General features: G+C 73.1%; 16 protein-coding genes. 7 read left to right on the forward strand and 9 right to left on the reverse strand.

The window, feature by feature from the left end:
* Positions 1 to 91 precede the first annotated feature (91 nt).
* The 5 genes from ACFY2K_RS31950 to ACFY2K_RS31970 form a co-directional block, all read right to left on the reverse strand.
* Positions 92 to 784, reverse strand: coding sequence for a YidC/Oxa1 family membrane protein insertase (locus ACFY2K_RS31950; protein ID WP_380522573.1), 693 nt, complete (start codon positions 782 to 784; stop codon positions 92 to 94).
* Positions 785 to 895: 111 nt separating this feature from the next.
* Complete coding sequence (locus ACFY2K_RS31955) at positions 896 to 1189, reverse strand: DUF6412 domain-containing protein (protein WP_380398388.1); 294 nt, start codon at positions 1187 to 1189, stop codon at positions 896 to 898.
* A gap of 90 nt (positions 1190 to 1279) precedes the next feature.
* Positions 1280 to 1408, reverse strand: coding sequence for a hypothetical protein (locus ACFY2K_RS31960; RefSeq protein ID WP_380522574.1), 129 nt, complete (start codon positions 1406 to 1408; stop codon positions 1280 to 1282).
* 412 nt (positions 1409 to 1820) lie between these two features.
* Positions 1821 to 3260: a hypothetical protein gene (locus tag ACFY2K_RS31965; protein WP_387716162.1), complete on the reverse strand. Its 1440-nt coding sequence runs from the start codon at positions 3258 to 3260 to the stop codon at positions 1821 to 1823.
* 3 nt (positions 3261 to 3263) lie between these two features.
* Complete coding sequence (locus ACFY2K_RS31970) at positions 3264 to 3674, reverse strand: WXG100 family type VII secretion target (protein WP_380522576.1); 411 nt, start codon at positions 3672 to 3674, stop codon at positions 3264 to 3266.
* A 128-nt stretch (positions 3675 to 3802) separates the two neighbouring features.
* Here ACFY2K_RS31970 and ACFY2K_RS31975 point away from each other — a divergent pair, with 128 nt between their 5' ends.
* The gene (locus ACFY2K_RS31975) at positions 3803 to 4087 is read left to right on the forward strand and encodes a type II toxin-antitoxin system prevent-host-death family antitoxin (RefSeq protein ID WP_360240707.1); all 285 of its coding nucleotides are present in this window, start codon (positions 3803 to 3805) and stop codon (positions 4085 to 4087) included.
* Positions 4080 to 4502 (forward strand): type II toxin-antitoxin system VapC family toxin, encoded by a 423-nt coding sequence (locus ACFY2K_RS31980; RefSeq protein ID WP_375883256.1) that lies wholly within the window; start codon positions 4080 to 4082, stop codon positions 4500 to 4502. Before ACFY2K_RS31975 ends, ACFY2K_RS31980 begins: the two co-directional genes overlap by 8 nt.
* 84 nt (positions 4503 to 4586) lie before the next feature.
* Here the strand turns inward: ACFY2K_RS31980 and ACFY2K_RS31985 are convergent, their stop codons facing one another.
* A complete protein-coding gene (locus ACFY2K_RS31985) occupies positions 4587 to 5663 on the reverse strand; it encodes a Gfo/Idh/MocA family oxidoreductase (RefSeq protein ID WP_375883258.1) in 1077 nt (358 codons plus the stop codon).
* Positions 5664 to 5860: 197 nt separating this feature from the next.
* Between ACFY2K_RS31985 and ACFY2K_RS31990 the strand changes: the two genes are divergently transcribed.
* From ACFY2K_RS31990 to ACFY2K_RS32005, 4 genes are all read left to right on the forward strand, one after another.
* Positions 5861 to 6640, forward strand: coding sequence for an HAD-IIA family hydrolase (locus ACFY2K_RS31990; RefSeq protein WP_380398397.1), 780 nt, complete (start codon positions 5861 to 5863; stop codon positions 6638 to 6640).
* 82 nt (positions 6641 to 6722) lie between these two features.
* Positions 6723 to 7991, forward strand: a complete 1269-nt coding sequence (locus ACFY2K_RS31995; protein ID WP_380643523.1) for a low temperature requirement protein A — start codon at positions 6723 to 6725, stop codon at positions 7989 to 7991.
* A 78-nt stretch (positions 7992 to 8069) separates the two neighbouring features.
* Complete coding sequence (locus ACFY2K_RS32000; RefSeq protein WP_387716166.1) at positions 8070 to 8798, forward strand: uracil-DNA glycosylase; 729 nt, start codon at positions 8070 to 8072, stop codon at positions 8796 to 8798.
* A gap of 295 nt (positions 8799 to 9093) precedes the next feature.
* Positions 9094 to 10053 (forward strand): glycoside hydrolase family 6 protein, encoded by a 960-nt coding sequence (locus ACFY2K_RS32005; RefSeq protein ID WP_375883269.1) that lies wholly within the window; start codon positions 9094 to 9096, stop codon positions 10051 to 10053.
* Positions 10054 to 10105: 52 nt separating this feature from the next.
* Here ACFY2K_RS32005 and ACFY2K_RS32010 read toward each other — a convergent pair whose 3' ends face one another.
* Positions 10106 to 12037: a galactose oxidase-like domain-containing protein gene (locus ACFY2K_RS32010; RefSeq protein WP_375883272.1), complete on the reverse strand. Its 1932-nt coding sequence runs from the start codon at positions 12035 to 12037 to the stop codon at positions 10106 to 10108.
* A 46-nt stretch (positions 12038 to 12083) separates the two neighbouring features.
* Positions 12084 to 14315: a glycosyltransferase family 2 protein gene (locus ACFY2K_RS32015; RefSeq protein ID WP_387716169.1), complete on the reverse strand. Its 2232-nt coding sequence runs from the start codon at positions 14313 to 14315 to the stop codon at positions 12084 to 12086.
* A gap of 611 nt (positions 14316 to 14926) precedes the next feature.
* Between ACFY2K_RS32015 and ACFY2K_RS32020 the strand changes: the two genes are divergently transcribed.
* Positions 14927 to 15832: an alpha/beta fold hydrolase gene (locus ACFY2K_RS32020; RefSeq protein ID WP_375883276.1), complete on the forward strand. Its 906-nt coding sequence runs from the start codon at positions 14927 to 14929 to the stop codon at positions 15830 to 15832.
* A gap of 210 nt (positions 15833 to 16042) precedes the next feature.
* Here ACFY2K_RS32020 and ACFY2K_RS32025 read toward each other — a convergent pair whose 3' ends face one another.
* Positions 16043 to 17323: a hypothetical protein gene (locus ACFY2K_RS32025; protein WP_375883278.1), complete on the reverse strand. Its 1281-nt coding sequence runs from the start codon at positions 17321 to 17323 to the stop codon at positions 16043 to 16045.
* Positions 17324 to 17708 lie beyond the last annotated feature (385 nt).

Genomic DNA, 17708 nt, shown 5'->3' on the forward strand with positions numbered 1-17708 from the left:
CATTGGGCTCCCTCCTCCGCCTTGCGATGCACGCACCCCAACGCCGCCCCGCCCGCCCTCCGGGCGGACGACGGGAGTTTGAAGACGGACCCTAGACCGCGAGCGCCGTCGCCGGGACCTGCCCCGTGCCGCGGTACAGCCAGGCCCGCTCGGAGGCCGACCACACGCTGGTGGTGAGCAGGTAGAGCGCGGCGGCCACCGGCACCAGCATCGCGAAGACCACCGACGCGAAGGACAGGTACGGCAGCAGCGCCGCCCCCGGCTGCGGGGTGGTCTGCGCGGCCGCCGCGCGCCGGGCCCGGCGGTAGTTGACGTACCCGACCGCCGCCAGCCCGGCGTACAGCAGGCCGAACACCGCGAACTGTCCGGCGCCCTGCGCGTTCCCGACGTGCAGGCCCAGCGGCACCCCGAACAGGGTGTGGTCCAGCAGGTCGTTCGGGGTGGTGAAGAGCCGGTACATCACCGAGAAGAACGGGATCTGCACCAGCATCGGCAGGCAGCCCGCGAACGGCGAGACCTGCTCCTCCCGGTACAGCTCCGCGAGCGCCTCGCGCGCCTTCTCCGGGTTCTTCTTGTGCTTCGCGTTCAGCGCGGCGACCTTCGGCGCTAGCTTCGAGCGGGCCTTCTCCCCGCGCGCCGCCGCCCGCGCCAGCGGGTGCAGGCAGAGCCGCACGGCGAGCACGAACAGGACGATCGCCAGTGCCGTCGGCAGGGCGTGGGCGAGGGTGGCGACCGCGGCGTGGGCGACGGTGACGGCCGGGTCGAGAACAGACAGGACGGACATGGTGAAGCGAGCCCTCCGGGGTCTCAGAACATGAGTGATCGGCGGAGGACGGCCGCGAAGAAGGTACGGGCAGCCGCGGAAACGCGGGCACCGTACGGGAGAACTGCGGGACTACGCGGCCGCCGGGGCCGCTCCCGGCGCCCTGGGGCGTCGCCTGCCCCGGGCGTCCGGATCACGCTGCGGAAGGAACGCCGTACGGAACGCCCGGCGTCGCAGCACCCCGCTGCGCACCGCGGCCGGGGCCCGTGCCCCCAACAACCGCGCCCCGGCGAGGGCCCCCGCGACCGCCCCGGCCACCAGGACCATCGCCGCCACGGCGGCGACGGACGCGAGCCCGCCGCCCTCGGTCACCAACTGCCCGGTCAACACCCGGAGCAGGCCCAGCACCATCGCGACGAACTCCACGGTGGGCCCCCTCTCGATGTCTTCCCGGCTCCGGACGTTCAGCACGACGATCCTACGACCTCCCGGGTCCCCGCGGTACAGGGGAATTCCTCACGGAGCATCCACCGCGTGCACCCACACCCGCGTCGCGCCGTCCGCCTCCACCGTCAGCCAGACCGACTCCGCGAGGCGCTTGCCGTGACCGGGCAGCGGCCCGGCGACGACGGAACCGTGGCGCAACGCCCCCGCCGCCTTCGGGTCCGGCGCCCCCGCCTGACGGAACCCCTCCGACACACCGGTCCCGAGGTCTGTCCCGGCGCCCGGACTCACCGGGATCCCCAGCCCGTTCAGGAACCCCCATTCCTCTCCCGGAGGCAGCCGGAAGGACAGGAACGCCGAGTCGTCCTGGAACCCCTGCCGGTACGCCCACCGCAGCTCACCCGCCGACGCCGGCGGCTGCACCCGTGCGAACTCCGTGACCCGCTCCGCCGTGACCGCCATCCACGCCCCGGGCCGTCCACCGTCCGCCGCCGGATTCCGGTCCCACTCCCGCAACCAGTACAGGCCCCCCACCGCGCCCACCACCAGAACCAACGGGAGCAGGACACCCAGAAGGAGCGTCCGTCCTTGCCGTCGCCTCACCGTCCCCGCCTCACGGCCTCGCCCCGCGCGGCCCCCCGGCCCCCTGGAAGTCGGTGCCGCTCACGGGACCGCCCTCCCCGTCGTCGAGCCGGACGGTGACCGGCCGGGTCCTGCCGACGATGTCGTACTCCTTGGCCAGCCCGGTCCGGTGCAGGCTCGCCATGTCGGCGTCCGTGACGACCGTACCGGCGATCGGCGTGCTCTTGCCCGGGTCCCAGTTGTAACGGTCCCAGACATTGACCTGGTACTGCAGGGAGACCCGGGGCTTCCCGTCCGGCCCCGGGACGGCCGTCACCACCCCGGACGTGAGGTACGGATGACTCCCGACCGCCAGGTACCAGTTGCGGTCACCGAACGTGCGGTGGGCGACCGGGCTCTCCACGGGGACCGAGACCGGAGCCCCTCCCGACTTCTCGAACGCGTCCAACGCGGCCTGCCGCCACTGGGCCGTGTTGGCGGCCAGTTGGACGCCCGCGTCCGCCTTGAAGCCGGCGTCGTCGCCGAGCATGCGGTCGACATCCACGGTGAGGGGCGTGCCGGTGCCGTCCAGGTAGTGCGCCATGTTGACGGAGGCATCCGGGTAGCCGACGAGTGAGCCGCCGGCGACGAGGGCGAGGGCCGTCGCCCGGACGTTCTGCTCGTGCAGGCCCGGCTCCCGGACCTTCCACGGCCCGGCGCCTTCGTCCGCTTTCGACCACTCGTAGTCGGTCGGGCCCAGGATCCCCGCCCCGACCAGCTTCGGTGAGTCGGAGGCGAGCAGCCCGGCCCGTACGGCGGGGTCGAGGGCTGCCCACCACGCCTTCAGGTCGCCGGGGTTGCTCGGCATGCCCGCAGCCGTCTCCAGGTCCCCCCGGGCGTTGCCGAGCCCGCCGGGATGCGTCGCCGGGTCGACCTCCTCCGGGTCGAGCGCGCGCAGGGCGGCGGCCACGGCACCGTCTGCCTCGGTGGCCGCCGTCACGGCCGCGGTCATGACCTGCACGTACTGCTGGACTTCGTCCCACTTCCGCTTCTGGTACGCCACCGTCTCGGGGTCGTTCCGCTCCTCGCGGGAGAGAGCGGGCAGCGTGACCGAGCCGTCGGCGGCCACGGTCGCGCCCAGGGCCTCCGCGTCGCCGATCGCGCGGAGCAGCTTCTTCCTGGCTTCGGCGAAGCTCCTGCCGGCGCGGTGCAGAGCCGCGGAGACAGCCAGGGCCTCGAAGTGGAAGGCCGCCAACTCGTCGGCCAGGAAACCGATTTCCCGGGTCGCTTCGTCGGCCGCCGCACCGGTCCAGGGCCGGCTGTCGGACGGTTGGGCGTAGGGCCCGCCGCTCCCACCCGTCAGCGGGTGCAGGACTCCCGAGCGGACCTGGCCGGCGAGGTGCTCCAGATGACCGGAGAGGCCGGTCCAGGTGTCGCCCGCGTGGTCGAGCGACTCGAAGGACGCCGAGCGGAGCTGGGTGAAGGACACCATGGTTCACGGCCCCTTGAAGGCGGTGGCGGTGGAGGAGTCGGTGGCGTGGTAGCTGCGTGCCGTGGCGTCCAGACGGTCGGCCGTCAGGCCGAGCCGGTTGTCGAGGCTGGTCCAGCGGGCCTTCCACCAGGTGAGCGCCTGGGACAGGGCCGGCCCGCTGGCCCACCCCTCGGCCAAGGCCTGGACGGCCGCCGCCGTGTCCGGTTCGACGCGGGTGACGGAGGACTTGAGCTCGCCACGTAGCCGCCGCGCTTCACCGGCGGTCTGCTGGAGCACACCCGGCTGTACGAGGACGGGGGCGCCCGCGCCGACGGTGCCCGCCCACGGACCGGTGGGGCGGGGCAGGACGGTCGCCGGTGGAGCGTCCTGGCCGTAAAGCCAGGGGTTCTGGTCCTTCTCGTCGGTGCCGGTCATGACGGGGAGCCCCCCTCTGCGTGCTCGATCGGTATTCGAACGTAGCCGATCGACCGGGGCGGCGAGGCGTGAATCCGTGAACGCGCGGGGTGTAGCCGTCGGTGCTACGCGGGGCTACCGTGGAAGACATGAGGACGATTACCCAGCGGGAGTTCCGGAACAACTCCGCCGCGGTGATGGACGCGGTGGAGGCCGGTGAGACCTTCCACATCACCAGGAACGGGGTCGAGGTCGCGGAGCTGCGGCCGGTGTCCGGGCGGCGGCGGCTCACGGCGGAGGAGCTGGTGGCGCGGCACGTGAAGTTGCCGCGGGTGGACTACCAGGAGATGCGCAAGGAGGCCGAGGAGTACTTCGGGCCCGAGGAGCTCGTCGGGGACGAGGGCGACGACCCGTTCGAGCGGCGGCGTGGCTGAGCGCCGGAGGGCGTCCCGGCGGCGGCCCGCCGGGGTGCTCGACACCTGTGTGTACATCGACCTGGCGCTGCTCAGCCCCGGGGACCTGCCCGCCGTGCCGGAGCTGACCGCGATCACCTTCGCCGAACTCCAGCAGGGCGTCTCGATGGCCCGCGACCCGATCAGCCGGGCGGCCCGGCTGGAGGTGCTCGGCGCGGCGATGGCCGACTTCGACCCGCTGCCCTTCGACGCGGCCGCCGCCGCCCGCTACGGGACCCTCGTCACCCTGACCATCGCCGCCGGACGGCAGCCGCGCCCGCGCCGGATCGACCTGATGATCGCCGCCGTCGCCTCCGCCCACGGGCTGCCGCTGTACACCCGCAACGTGGCGGACTTCCGGGGGCTGGGCTCGGCGGTGGAGGTCATCGGGGTGTGAGGGCGGCCGAGGCCGCCACGGCCTCGGCCTGCCGCATCCGCCGCATCCGCCGCGCCCGCCGCGCCCGCCGCCGCCGGGAGGTGGTCAACCCAGCCGGATCGTGCGGCCGGTGGCCGCGGAGGTGCGGGCGGCCTCCAGGACGGTGAGGGTGGCCACCGCGTCGCGCGGGTCGACCGGGGGCGGGGTGCCGGGGGTGGCCAGGGCGGCGGCGATGCCGGCGTAGAAGGCGGGGTAGTCGCCCGGGTCGGTGGGCAGGGAGATCTCGGACCCGTCGCTGCCCAGGGTGCCGTGGTGCTCGGGCAGGTCGGCGCCCCACGGGTGGGTGCCGTCCGGGCGGCGGCCCGACCGCAGGTCGGCCTCCTGCGGGTCCATGCCGTGCTTGACGTACCCGGCGGTGTCGCCGAGCACCCGCAGCCGGGGGCCGATCAGCGGGGTGATGGCGCTGGTCCACAGGTGCGAGCGGGTGCCGCAGGCGTGGGTCAGGGCGACGAAGGCGTCGTCGTCCACCACCGCGCCGTCCCGCCGCACGTCGATCTCCGCGTAGACCGTCTCGACCGGCCCGAACAGGGTGAGCGCCTGGTCGACCAGGTGACTGCCCAGGTCGTACAGGGTGCCGCCGACCTCGGCCGGGTCGGCGAGCTCGCGCCAGCCCGGCTTGGGCTTCGGGCGGAACCGCTCGAACCGGGACTCGAAGCGGTGCACCCGGCCGAGCGCGCCGCCGCGCACCAGTCGGCTCGCGGTGAGGAAGTCGCCGTCCCAGCGCCGGTTCTGGAACACCGACAGCAGGACGCCCCGCTCCTCGGCCAGCCGGCACAGCTCCAGCGCCTCCGCGGCGGTGCCGGCCAGCGGCTTGTCCACCACGGTGGCCAGGCCGGCCCGCAGGGCGGCGCGGGCCAGCGGGGCGTGGGTGCGGTTGGGCGAGGCGACGACCACCAGGTCCAGCGCGTCCGGGTCGGCGAGCAGCTGCTCGGGGGTGTCGACGGCGCGGGCGTCCGGGTGCTCGCGGCGCAGCTGCTCCCGGCGCTCCGGGTTGGCGGTGACCACGGCGTCCAGCCGCAGCCCGGGCGTGGTGGCGATGAGCGGGGCGTGGAAGGCGGAGCCGGCCAGGCCGTAGCCGATCAGGCCGACGCGGAGGGGGCGGGGGGCGGTCAGCGGGTTCATACGGCCCACTCAATCACGGGGTGCCCCTTTGCTCCCGGTTTCCCGGTTCCCCGCTGCTCCCCGCTGCTCCCGCTGCCCGTCCGTCGGCCGTCGCGTCCCGTTGGACGGGACGTTCTGTCCCCTGCCATCCGTGCGGATTAGGCTGTGGCGCGTCAGGGCCCCACCGCAAGACTTGCAACATTCCGGGAGACACGCACGTGGCAGACCGCAAGCCCATCGAGTCCTGGCTGACCGACATGGACGGTGTCCTCATCCACGAGGGCACGCCGATCCCCGGGGCGGAGGAGTTCCTCCGCCGGCTGCGGGAGTCCGGCAAGCCCTTCCTCGTCCTCACCAACAACTCCATCTACACCCCGCGCGACCTGAGCGCCCGGCTGGCCGGGATGGGCCTGGAGGTGCCGGAGGAGTGCATCTGGACCTCGGCCCTGGCCACCGCCAAGTTCCTCAAGAGCCAGCGCCCGAACGGCACCGCGTACGTGATCGGTGAGGCCGGCCTCACCACGGCGCTCTACCAGGCCGGGTACGTGCTGACCGACAACAACCCGGACTACGTCGTGCTCGGCGAGACCCGGACCTACTCCTTCGAGGCGCTGACCAAGGCGATCCGCCTGATCAACGCGGGCGCCCGGTTCATCTGCACCAACCCGGACGAGACCGGCCCCTCCACCGAGGGCGTGCTGCCGGCCACCGGCTCGGTCGCGGCCCTGATCACCAAGGCCACCGGCGTGGACCCGTACTTCGTCGGCAAGCCCAACCCGCTGATGATGCGCGAGGCGCTCAACACCGCCGGCGCCCACTCGGAGACCGCCGTGATGATCGGCGACCGGATGGACACCGACATCGTCGCGGGCATGGAGGCCGGCATGGAGACCATCCTGGTGCTCACCGGCCTGACCTCCGCCGGCGACGTGGAGCGCTTCCCGTACCGGCCGACCCGGGTGGTCACGTCGATCGCGGACCTGGTCGAGCTGGTCTAACCTCTGCGGTGCAGTCGCGAGCCCCGCCCCGGCCGCGCGCCGGGGCGGGGCTCGTTCCGTACGCGTGGGGAGGACCGGGCGGATGAGCACGGCGGGGGAAACGACGGCCGGGGGCACGGCCGGGGGTACAGCCGGGGAGTTCGAGGCCGGGGAGGAGCGGGAGAAGCGGGTCACCTGGGCGGAGCTGTACTTCGACCTGGTCTTCGTCTTCGCGATCACCCAGGTCTCCGGACTGCTGCACCACCAGCACGACCTGACCGGTCTGGTCCGGGCCCTGGTGGTGTTCGTGCCGGTGTACTGGTGCTGGGTCGGCACCACCGTGCAGGCCAACATCCGCGACGTGGACAACCCGCGCGACCGCCTGGGCATCCTGCTGGTCGGACTGGCCGGCCTGTTCATGGCGCTCGCCGTCCCGGGCGCGTACGGCGGCCGGGGCGTGCTGCTGGGCGCCGCGTACTGGCTGGCCCGGGTGGTGCTGCTGCTCCTGCTGGTGCGCGTCCCGGGGGTGTGGCGCGGTCCGTACGGGGCGGGCGTGCTGGTCAGCGGACCGCTGCTGCTGGCCGGCGGGCTGCTGCCGGACGGGCCGCGGCTGGTGCTGTGGGCGGCGGCCGCGCTCTGCGACCTGGCCGCACCGCTGGTGTTCCGGCGGCGGCTCGCCAAGGTGGCCTACCACCCGTCGCACATGCCGGAGCGGTTCGCGCTGTTCCTGCTGGTGGCGCTCGGCGAATCGGTGGTCGGGATCGGCGGCTCGGCCGCCGCAGCCCGGCTGGACGCTGCCGAACTGGCCGCCGTGGCAGCCGCGTTCACCATCTCGGCCGGGCTGTGGTGGCAGTACTTCGTGTTCGCGGCGGACGCGATGCGGCACGCCGTGGAGGTCGCCGACTCCCGGCGGGACGTGATCCGGCGGGTCTTCCAGTACGGGCACCTGGCCCTGGCGGCCGGGGTGATCGGGGTCGCGGTCGGCTTCGCGGAGACGGTCGCGGACCCGTGGCGGGCGCTCGGCGCCGGACCGGTGGGGCTGCTCTACGGCGGCTGCGGGCTGTACCTGCTGACCTTCGGGTACACCCGCTGGATGATGTTCCGGCTGGTCTCGACCACCCGGATCGTCGCGGCGGTGGTGGTGCTGGGGCTGCTGCCCGCGATGGTGCGGCTGCCGGCCCTGGTGGTGCTGGTGGTGCTGGCCGTGCTGCTGGTGGCGCTCAACGGGGTGGAGCACGTGCGGGTGGGGCGGGCGGCCGCGGGCGGCGCTGCGGCCCCGGTCTCCCCCTCGGACCCGGCCTCCCCCTCGGACCCGGCCACTGCTTCGGGTTCGGCCGCCGCGACGGTGTCCGCCCCGGCGCCCGTGGAGTGAGTTGTCGGTGGGGCTGTGTAGCGTTCGGGGTGTAAGAGGGCGGGCGGCGCAGCAGCCGCGGTGTGGGAGGTAGATGTCGTGACGGACACGGTCGAGGCGGGCGTGGTCGAGGCCGGCGAGGGCGGCGGGCTGGAGCTGCCCGAGTCCTGGCGCGCGGTGCTCGGTGCCGAGACGGAGAAGCCGTACTTCGCGGAGCTGGCGGCCTTCGTGGCGGCCCAGCGCGCGGAGCACGAGGTGTTCCCGCCGAGCGGCCAGGAGTTCGCCGCGCTGCAGGCCACTCCGTACGAGAAGGTCCGGGTGCTGGTCCTCGGCCAGGACCCGTACCACGACAACGGCCAGGCCCACGGCATGAGCTTCTCGGTGCTGCCCGGGACGAAGACGCCGCCCTCGCTGCGCAACATCTTCAAGGAGCTGGACGCCGACCTCGGCATCCCGGCCCCCGACAACGGCTACCTGATGCACTGGGCCGAGCAGGGCGTGCTGCTGCTCAACGCGGTGCTCACGGTCCGCGCCCACGAGGCCAACTCGCACAAGGCGAAGGGCTGGGAGAAGTTCACCGACGCGGTGATCAAGGCGGTGAGCGAGCGCGAGGAGCCGGTGGTCTTCGTGCTGTGGGGCAACTACGCCAAGAAGAAGCTGCCGCTGATCGACACCGAGAAGCACGTGGTGGTCCAGGGCGCGCACCCGTCGCCGCTGTCCGCCAAGCTGTTCTTCGGCAGCCGCCCGTTCTCGCAGATCGACTCGGCGCTGGACGGCTTCGGCGGCGAGCCGATCGACTGGCGGGTGCCGAACCTCAAGCAGGGCTGACGCACGATCGTGCCGTAGGCGGCCGTGGCCGGGCGGGGTTCGGATTCCCGTCCGCCCACGGCCATTTGTCGTTCACCGGTGGCGGCCGTCGGCCGGGGCCGGGTGTGCTTAGCTGGTGGCGACCGGTCGCCGGACCGGTTCGACGGGGGTGGGAGTCGGCTCGGAGGGGCGGTACGTGCGCGGGGTGGGACGGGCAGGAACGATGCGGTGGGTCGGGCTGGCGGCGGGTCTGGCGCTGCTGGCGGTCGCCGGGTGCGGTAGCGGGGGCGGGGTGAACGGACCCGGAGCCTCCGCGGTGTCCGGGGCATCCGGAGCGCCCGGGGCCCCCGGAGGCTCCGCCGGGACTCCGGCGGCCGGCGCCACGGGCCTCAACCAGCTTCCCGGGCAGGCCTTCTACGTCTCCGACCGCACCAACGCCGCCCAGCAGGTCGCGGCGCTGCGCGGCCAGGGCCGTGCGGCCGAGGCCGACACCCTGCTGCGGATCGCCGCCCAGCCCTCCTCCCAGTGGCTCGGTGAACAGAGCGCCCGGGAGATCGCCGACCAGGTGAGCCGCCGGGCCACCGAGGCGGGCCGGACGGCCGTCTTCGTCGCGTACGACATCCCGCACCGGGACTGCGGCCAGTACTCGGCCGGCGGCGCCGCCGACGCGGCCGCGTACCGTTCCTGGATCACCGGCGTCGCCGGGGCCCTCGGCGACCGCAAGGCCTGGGTGGTGCTGGAGCCGGACGCCGTCGCCCACACCCTGGACACCTGCGGGATCAAGGGCGACCTGGCCGCCGAGCGGTACGGCCTGCTGGCCTTCGCCGTGCAGGAGTTGAAGAAGCGTCCGAACGTCCGGGTCTACCTGGACGCGGGCAACCCGGGCTGGGCCCAGGACCCGGACGAGATGGCCGCGGCGCTGCGCAAGTCCGGCATCGCGGCGGCGGACGGCTTCGCCGTCAACGTCGCCAACTTCTACCCGACCGACCGGAACGCGGACTACGGCAACCGGCTCTCCGCCGCCCTCGGCGGCAAGCACTTCGTCATCGACACCAGCCGCAGCGGCAACGGCTCGGCGGGCGCCGAGTCCTGGTGCAACCCGCCCGGCCGGGCCCTCGGCGAGGCGCCGACCACCGAGACCGGGCGGCCCGGGGTCGACGCCTACCTGTGGATCAAGAACCCGGGGGAGTCGGACGGCGAGTGCGGCCGCGGCGAGCCCCGGGCGGGCGAGTTCTGGCTGCCGTACGCGCTCGGGCTGGCGCAGGCGGCGCGCTGAGCGGAGCCGCGCGCCCGGCCCGGTCCGGCGGCGCCCGGCGCGGGCTGTCCGCTCAGCCGCCGACCTGGACCCAGCGGGCGACCGACGGGGTGCCGGCCGCGTCCGTCAGGAACAGCATGTACCAGCCGGGCGGCAGCAGGTTCGGGTTGCCCGGGAGGGTGAGCGAGAGCCCGTCGGCGGTGCGTCCGGTGATGTCCAGCGCGACCGAGCGCTGCTCGACGTCGGTCACGTGGGTCACCGAACTGGGCCGGATCAGCTTGGCGGTGGTCACCGCGTCCGGCCGGGCGGTGCCGATCCGGACGGTGCCGCCGAGCTTCGCCGCCGCGGGCGCGGCCGTCACCTCGGGGCGGTCGCCGTGGTACAGGTACGGCGGGGTGTAGATCTCGATGCGCTGCTCGAAGCCGCCGGGCTGGGTCTCGGCCTTGTCGGCGAACAGCGGGTTGGAGCCCAGGACGGCGACCCGGCCGTCCGGCAGCAGCAGCGCCTCGGAGTGGTAGTCGCGGCCGACGGTGGGCTCGGCGGCGGTGCTGAACGTCCGGGAATCCGGGTGGTACACCTGGGCCTTGAGCAGGTCGCTGTCGCCCCGGCCGCGGTAGCCGCTGGAGCCGCCGGTGGTGAACACGGTGTCGTCCGGGAGGACCACGCTGTTGAGGTAGCGGGTCCCGCCGGCCGGCAGGTCCGGGCCCGGGACGAAGGCGGGCTCGGGCGCGGACAGGTCGACGATGTCCGTGCGGGCCGTGGACAGCGGGGACTCGCCCACCCCGCCGCCGCCCAGCACCATGACCTTCTGGGCCTGCGCGGGCGGCAGCAGCACCGAGGCGGAGGTCTCGGTCAGGTTCGGGTCGCGCAGGCCGGGGACGGGCCGGAAGCCGTTGGTCGAGAGGTCCCAGAGGCCCGGCTCGCGGCCCTTGTCGGCGGGGCCGTAGCCCGCGTTGGAACCGGAGTAGAAGAGCTTGCCGCTCGCGGTCAGGAAGATCGACGGGTAGGTCGGGAAGTAGCGGTCGGGGGCCTTGGCCCAGGTCCTGGACTTGGGGTCGTAGACCTCGTTGTCGTTGCCGTTGAGGATCAGCCCGGTGTCGTCCAGGCCGGAGACGGTGACCACCCGGCCGTCGCCCAGCCCGGTCAGGGTCGGGTACCAGCGGGCGTGCGCCATGTCGGTGACCTGCTCGTAGAGCTCGGTGTCCGGGTTGAACTCGAAGGCGGAGCGGATGCCCTGGTAGTCCTGCTTGTCCAGGGTCAGCTTCTCGCTCTGCCCGTACAGGTTGTGGGCGTCGACGCCGGTCAGCCCCTTGATCCGGTACTGGGCGGGGGAGTCGCTCACGTAGTCCCGGCCCTCGCCGACCGCCTCGACGAACACGTGCTGCTCGCCGGCCGTGACGACGGTCTGCTTCCCGGCGCCGGTCTTGGTCGCGGCGGGGACGGTCACCTGGACGGTGCTGGCGTACTCCCGGCCGTTCGGGGCGACGAACACGGTGCCCTTGGGGAAGGTGCGGTCGCGCTCCGGGCTCTCGTTGCGCACCCGCATCACGCCTGCCGCCTTCTTCACCGCGCCGTCCAGCTTCTCGTACCGCTGGGTGCCGCCGGCCACCAGCACCCGGCCGTCCGGGAGGGAGGCGTGGCCGCCGCAGAACATGTCGGCGGGGGTGGGTATCAGCTTGTAGCTGTTCTTCGCCGGATCCCAGAGCAGGCTCTTGAAGGTGCCCGCGTTGAACTGCTTCTCGTCGTTGCCGGAACCGGCCACGATCAGCACCTTGCCGGTGCGCAGCAGGGTGGCGTGGACGGCGTTGACCCGGAACGCGGCGGGCAGCGACAGGGTCTGCCAGTGGCCGTACTGCGCCTTGTACTCGGGGCGGTTGATCACGTACTGGTGGTACTGGTCGCCGGCGAAGCCGAGGACGGCCGGGGCGTTCATCCCGGCGACGGTCAGCGCGACGGTGCTGCCGAGGGCGAAGCGCTTGGTGCGGCCGGTCTTGTGGATCTTCACGGTGGGTGGTCCCCTCAGGAGGCGGGCGGGTCGGGGGCGGGGCGGCTCAGCGGGTGGGTGTGCTCTCGGCGCTCTCGGCGCTCTCGGGGCTCTCGACGTGGTCGGCCCTCTCGACGCGGTCGGGCGCCGGATCGTCGGGCCGGACGAGGCGGAGCGTGACCGTCGGGGCGTCGGGCGCGGGCGCTCGGAGGGTGAGGGTCGGGCTGTCGAGCGCGTCGGGCCGGGGTGGCGCCGGTGCCGCTGCCCCTGCCCCTGCCCCTGCTGCTGCCGCCGGTCCGGTGCGGCCGAGGGCGTGGCGCGGGCGGCGCTTCTCCAGCAGGACCTTGGGGGCCGCCGTCGGGTCGCCGGTCACGGTCAGGGTGGCGGTGGGACGGGTGCGCAGCCGGCGGACGGCGTCGCCCGCCGAGATCAGCAGCGGCAGTACGGTCAGCCCCAGGGCGATGCAGGCCCAGGTGCGCATCGCCACGTGGTCGTAGCCGGTGTGGAAGGACGCGGCGACGGCGCCGCCGAACACCACCGCCCAGAACAGGTGGTAGCGGAAGGTGCCGAGCCGGTCGGCGCTGGCCTCCCGGCCCTTGGGCGTCACCACGAAGCCGCCGCGGCGGCGCACCAGCGTCTGGAGCAGCGAGGCCGCGTACACCGGGCCGCAGAGTGCCGACATCACCATGCCCGCGACCCCGGAGGATCCGGCCGGCTCGTGCGGGCTCACGTTGTGCTTGCGGTTCCAGGTGTAGAGCAGGAGTTGGAGCGCGGCGGCGTCGCTGTAGAGCATCATCCAGAGCTCCGAGGAGACGTGCACGCCGGAGGCGCCGAAGCCCAGGTAGAGCACGCTGGACACCCCGCCGAGCAGCCAGGTGAGCGCCGCCATCGGGTAGAAGCCCACCATCAGCGTGTAGTTGAGCAGCCGGCCGGGCGACAGCCGCCAGAGCACCCGCCAGTACTGGGTGAGCAGGGTCTCGTAGGTGCCGCGGCTCCAGCGCAGTTGCTGGGAGAAGAAGTCGGTCCAGGAGGACGGGCCCTCGCCGACGGCGAGGACGTCCGGGGTGTACACGGACTTCCAGTTCTCCCCGGTCTCCGGGTTCCGGTTGCGGTGGAACTCCAGACCGGTCGCCATGTCCTCCGTGACGGAGTCGTACAACCCGCCGATCGACCGGAGCGCGTGGATTCGGACGGCGTTGTTGGTGCCGACGAACATCGGTGCGCCGTAACGGTTTCCGGCGCGCTGGATGAGTGCGTGGAAGAGGTACTGCTGGCTCTCGGAGAATTTGGTGACGGCCGAACCCGAGCTGCGGTAGTTCCCGTACACCTGAGGTCCGACCACGAATGCCACGTCCGGATCGCGGAAGTAGCCGAGCATGCGCTCGCAGAAGTCGGGCAGCGGCACGTGGTCGGTGTCGACGGACACCCAGAAGTCGTAGTCGTCGCCGTGGGCCTGGAGCCAGGCGTTGTAGTTGCCGTGCTTCGACCGGGCGCGGAACCGCCCCTTCGGCCGGTTCCAGTGCGGCCGGCCGGAACGGGTGAAGTGGTGGACGCCCAGCTCGGTGCAGAGGGCGCGCATTGCAGGATCGTTTCCCTCGTCCAACAGCCAGACGTCGTACGGTCCTTCGTGCCGGACGTCGCGCGCCGCCACCAGCGTGGTCCGCACCATCTCCGGCGGCTCCTTGCCGGGCACGCAGGTGGTGAGGAACGCGACCCGGGTGCCGGACTCCGGCGTCACCGGTATCGGGTCCCGGGCCACCAGGGTGGCGTGGGTGTTGGACACCACGTTGACCAGCCGGAACAGCTCGACCACCGCGATGATGCCGATCATCACCTTGTCCCCGAGCAGCACCAGGACATCGGTCTCGTCCGGGCGTTCCGGCCAGTGCTCCGGCAGCAGCAGCCAGACCAGCAGGACCACCTCCACCAGCGGGGCCGCCACCAGCAGCAGGGCGGCCCGTAACCGGTGCGGATCGTGCCGCAGCAGGCTCCGGTACTGGACCCGGTACGGGGTATCCGGCCGCGCGCCCTCGTCCGTACCCGGCTGCGCGGCTGCGGACGCCCGCGCACCGTCCGGCTCCGGCCGGTACACGCCGCCACCGAGCTCCCGGTCCTCGTCCGGATCGACGGCCGGGCCCGCCAGACGGCTGAAATGGCCGTAGTCGTAAGGGGCTTCGGGCACCGGCTCGGTGCGCAGCGCGGCCTCGTCGAGCTGCCCCGCGCCCCGGCGGCGGCTTCGGCCCGATCGGTCCTCGCGGGCCGTTCCGGCACCCCTCCGTCGCGTGGACGGGTCGGTCATGACGTGCTCCCCCCGGAGTTCTGCGGCTTGCTGTGCTCGGCGGCGCTCGCCTCGCCCCGGAGCCGCCCGGGCAGAACGCGATACCGGGAATCCCGTACCGGGAACCCGATACGTGGAGTGTGTGCGACCGGATCGGTTGCGGGCCGGCACGACGGCTTCGAATGCGGGATCCCGGCGCACCGTCCAGCTTCCCCACCGGGCGTGACGGGATCCGTGGCTTGCTCAACTCTCCTGGAGCGTAACGCCGATCGCAACAGTTCCACACGACGATCGCTGCTCAGGCGTCAAGATGCCACGATTCCCGGCCACGGTGGCTCGCGATGGTGCTAATGCGGGGGAATTCGGCACGACGGTGAGTGGACGGTGCCACAGCGGGTATGCGAACGGCCGGACCGCCGAGAGGAGTTGTCGTCCCAGGTGCGGTCCGCCCGGGTGCGGAGGCCGGGCCGGGCCACCCGGGGGACGGCGGCGGGCCCGCGGTATGTCGACCGGAGCCACAGCGGGGTGCGTCGCTGCGTCGCCCGGCCACATGTCGCCGGTCCCACCGCACACCTACGGTTCCGACATCCACCCTGCGGGCGCCCGGCCCGCCCCACCGGAGGTACTCCCGCGTGAGCCAGTTCCCCTTGCAGCCCGAGGAGTCGACCGTCCCCGTACCCGGCGGGGACCTGGCCGTCCTGCGCTGGCCCGCCGACCGGCCGGGGGCCCCGACGGTCGTGGCGGTGCACGGGATCACCGCCAACGGCCTCGCCTGGTACGAGGTCGCCCGCCGGCTCGCCGGGCGGGTCACCCTGCTCGCGCCCGACCTGCGGGGGCGCGGCGCCAGCCGGTCGGTCGCCGGACCGTACGGGCTGGCCCGGCACGCCGACGACGTGGCCGCGCTGATCACCGGCCTCGGCGCCGGACCCGTCACGGTGGTCGGCCACTCGATGGGCGCCTGGGTCACCGCCCTGGCCGCCGTCCGGCACCCCGGACTCGTCCGCCGGGTCCTGCTGGTGGACGGTGCGCTGAGCTTCCCGCTCCCCGAGGGCGTCCGCGAGGAGGACGCCCTGGCCGGGGTGCTCGGCCCCGCGTTGGCCCGGCTGTCGATGACCTTCCCGGACCGCGCCGCCTACCGGGAGTTCTGGCAGCGCCACCCGGCCTTCGGCGGCGGCTGGTCCGACGGCGTCGATGCCTACACCCAGCGCGACCTGGTCGGCGCCGAGCCCGAACTGCGCTCCTCCTGCGTCCTGGAGGCCGTACAGACCGACGGCGCCCAGGTCCTGCTGGACGGCGAGGCGGCCGGGGCCGTGCACCGGCTGCCCTGCCCGGCCGAACTGCTCTGGGCGGAACGCGGCCTGCTCGACGAGCCGCAGGGCCTCTACGACCGGCAGCGGATCGGACTGTCCGGGCTGGACCGGGAACGGGTGCCGGCCTCGCCCGTGCCGGACACCAACCACTACTCGATCCTCTGGGGCGGGGCCGGGGCCGGGCTCATCGCCCGCAAGCTGCTCGCGGACGTCCCCGCGGCCGGCTAGGGCCTGTCCGGCGGATCTTGCCAGGCGCGCGACGCCGGGCATCCCGCCTGGACGCACGCCCGAATCGCCCAAGTACGTCCAGTACGAGGCCGACTCGGGCGCACGCCCAGCCGGGCGCCCAACGCCGCGCGCTGATCTGCCAAGATCCGCCGGACAGGCCCTAGGCCCGGAGGGAGGTCCTGCCGCCCGGGTCCGGCCCGGCCCGGCCCGTCAGCCCGCCGCGCCGAGGAAGCTCTCCCAGCCGCCGGACGGCGCCTGGCCGACGTTGAGGGTGCGCAGCTTGCGCAGGGTCGACTGGTCCTGCACCTCCAGCCATTCGACCAGCTGCTTGAAGGAGACCAGCCGGACGTCGGGCTTGCCCGCGATCGACTTGAGGGCCTCCTCGACGGCGTCCATGTAGATGCCGCCGTTCCACTGCTCGAAGTGGTTGCCGACGAAGAACGGCGCGCGGTTGCTGTTGTAGGCGCGGTCGAACCCGGCCAGGTAGGAGTTGGTCGCCTGGGTGCGCCAGTCGTTGTACTTGGACGGGTCGCCCTTGGTGCTGCCGCTGGACTGGTTGGCCAGGATGTTGTAGTCCATCGACAGGACCTGGAAGGTGTGTCCGGGGAAGGGTATGGACTGGAGCGGGAAGTCCCAGATCTTGCCGTCCTGCACCTTCTGCGGCCATATCTGCAGCCCGCCGGAGGAGCTCGCGTCGTACTTCCAGCCCAGCTTCGCGATGGTCGGCAGCAGCGCCTTCTGGCCCTCCAGGCACGGGGTGCGGCCGCCGATGAGCTCCTTCTTGTAGTCGAAGGGCAGCGGGTCGACGTCGGTGAAGCCGGTGTTGGTCCGCCACTGGGTGACGAAGGAGACCGCCTGGTCGATCTCGCTCTGCCAGTCGTCCGGGGTCCACATGTTGACCCCGTTCTTGTCCGGGCGGCTGGAGCAGAAGTGCCCGTTGAAGTGGGTGCCTATCTCGTGCCCGGCGAGCCAGGCCTGGCTGATCAGCTTGAGGGTGCTCTTGACCGCGCCGTCCGACAGGTACGGGATGTCGGAGGCGCCGACCGCGTGCTTCGGCGGGTGGTACAGCTGCGACTTGCCCTTGGGCAGGGCGTAGATGCCGGAGAGGAAGAAGGTCATGGTGGCCTTGTACTGCTCCGCCAGCTTGAGGAAGCGGGGGAACTGGCCGTCGTCGGTGCCGCCCGCGCCGTCCCAGGAGAAGACCACGAACTGCGGCGGGCGCTCGCCCGGCTTGAGCTTCTCGGGCTTGGGCTGGTTCGGCTGCGGACCGGTGTCCGCGTTGGACCCGTCGCCGATCGGGGCGCCCTTGGGCACCACCGCCTGGGTCGGGTCGGTGGTGCCGCTCTGGCCGGCGTCGGCGTTGCCGCCGGAGGAAGGTGAGCTGGAGTTCTGCCCCGAACCGGATCCGCCGCTGGAACAGGCCGAGACCGCGCCGAGGGCCGCGGTCGCGGCGGTCGCACTGAGCACCGTCCTGCGCGAGATGCTGGTCATGGTCTCCCCTGGGTGCCGATCGGCCGGTGGTGAGGGCGGTCCGGGCCGCACCGGTCAAATCGGGCAATTGATGAATATTCCGCCGTTAGCATGTCATGTCGCCGCAGCGGCTTCCAAGGTCGCCGGGCTCCGACGACAGTGAACACGCCGGGGGCGCCCGGCCGGGCTGCAGGAATTCGTCGTCTGTTGCGGTCCTGTGACGCTTCGCATCGCGTGCCGTCAGGGGAGTACGGTACCGCCGCTCGGCCGACACCGGTCAGAGTTCGTCAGCGCTCGTCGGGGGCTTCGCCCGTAAGGGACAATTGTGCTCCTGGCAGCCCCCCGCGGCCCGGCCATGCCCCGGCCCGGCCATGCCCCGGCCCGGTCCGGCCCGGGCGCGTCCGCA

It is taken from the genome of Kitasatospora sp. NPDC001309, assembly GCF_042896295.1.
Classification (GTDB): Bacteria; Actinomycetota; Actinomycetes; order Streptomycetales; family Streptomycetaceae; genus Kitasatospora.